Origin of the sequence: Pseudomonas sp. (assembly GCF_050739995.1) — a bacterium.
Lineage (GTDB): Bacteria > Pseudomonadota > Gammaproteobacteria > Pseudomonadales > Pseudomonadaceae > Aquipseudomonas.
On record NZ_JBOICG010000222.1, the window covers coordinates 1 to 1512 of the forward strand.

Genomic DNA, 1512 nt, shown 5'->3' on the forward strand with positions numbered 1-1512 from the left:
TCGGGAGCAAGCCCCCTCCCACATTTAACTGTGTTTCAGCCGAATTTCTGGTGATGTCTAAGGGTTTCGCTGGGCAATTCCTGAAACAGCGCCCGATAGCTATTGGAAAACCGTCCCAAATGCCAGAACGACCAATTCATCGCCACCTCGGCCACGGTCGTTCCCGGCGAAGTCAGCAACTCGCGGCGTGCACCGTTCAAGCGGCGCAATCTCAACCACTGCGCCGGGCTCATCCCGGTGTAGGTCTTGAAGCCTTGCTGCAATTGGCGCAACGGCACGCCGGCAATCTGCGCCAACTCCAGCAGGTTGACGGTTTCATCCGGCGCATCCGCCGCCCATTCGCCGATACGGGCCATCAACTGGCGTTCTTCACTGCGGCGCTGCAAGGAACTGCGGTCCAGGCATACGCAGGCGTTGTCGAGAATGAACAGGCAGTCGTCGAGCAATTGCTGGGTGAGGGCGTCTCGGCTGATCGGGTCGCTGATCGACGACAAACGCGTCAGGGTGCCGCTGAGCCAGCGGGTGAACAGCGCGTTCTGCTGGCAGGTCAGCGGCGCCATGAACAAACCGTCCAGTTTCGCCACGTCCAGCCCCTGGCGCTGCACGAACTGCGGGCCGAATACCACCGCCACTTCACGGTAGTTTTCCGGGGTGATCCAGGTGTTGCGGCTTTCGCCATTGAGCATGTACAGCGCGTTATCACTGCCGTCGAAACAAAACGCCAACGCGCCTGGCGGGGCATTGAAATGCTGTTCCACGCGGGTGTTCATGCACTCTTCGTACACCTCCACACCTTGCAGGTCGAGGTAGCGGATGCGGCCGGCGAAATGCCCGGGAGACATCTGCTGGTACTGCTGCACCCAGCCGGGTGTCGCATTGCATTGAGCGGCCACATCACCGGTGGTGAAGGCCTGTACGCGCAAAGCTGTTGCCTGTGTCATGGGTAACCTGGGCGCACTCTATTGGTGCGTTGTGGTTCGTGCAAAGTGGATAGATGGCCTTTGAAGGCTGGCTCAAGATAGACCTCAATGCGCCGTGAGTACAACCCGGCGTGTGCATCCCACCCATGACGAGGTTCTTATGAACGCCCCCTTCGATCAGCTGTCCGCCTGGCTGAAAGAACACAAGATTACCGAAGTCGAATGCGTGATCAGTGACTTGACTGGCATCGCACGCGGCAAGATTGCGCCCACCAACAAGTTCCTGCATGAGCGAGGCATGCGCCTGCCGGAAAGTGTGTTGTTGCAAACGGTAACCGGGGATTTTGTCGACGACGACGTCTACTACGACCTGCTTGATCCCGCCGACATCGACATGATCTGCCGCCCGGATTCAGCCGCCGTTTACGTGGTGCCGTGGGCCATCGAGCCGACCGCCATCGTCATCCACGACACCTTCGACAAGCAGGGCAACCCGATTGAACTGTCGCCGCGCAACGTCCTGAAAAAAGTCCTCAAGCTGTATGCCGACAAGGGCTGGCGGCCAATCGTCGCGCCGGAGATGGAGTTCTAC

The 1512-nt window shown here is 59.4% G+C and carries 1 protein-coding gene and 1 pseudogene; one reads left to right on the top strand and one right to left on the bottom strand.

Annotated features, from left to right (window positions below; translation table 11 throughout):
• Nucleotides 1-35: 35 nt before the first annotated feature.
• Nucleotides 36-941, bottom strand: a complete 906-nt coding sequence (locus ACRESD_RS07680) for a helix-turn-helix domain-containing protein (RefSeq protein WP_431750372.1) — start codon at nucleotides 939-941, stop codon at nucleotides 36-38.
• 139 nt (nucleotides 942-1080) lie between these two features.
• Here ACRESD_RS07680 and ACRESD_RS07685 point away from each other — a divergent pair.
• A pseudogene (locus ACRESD_RS07685) lies at nucleotides 1081-1512 on the top strand (glutamine synthetase); the annotation flags it as partial.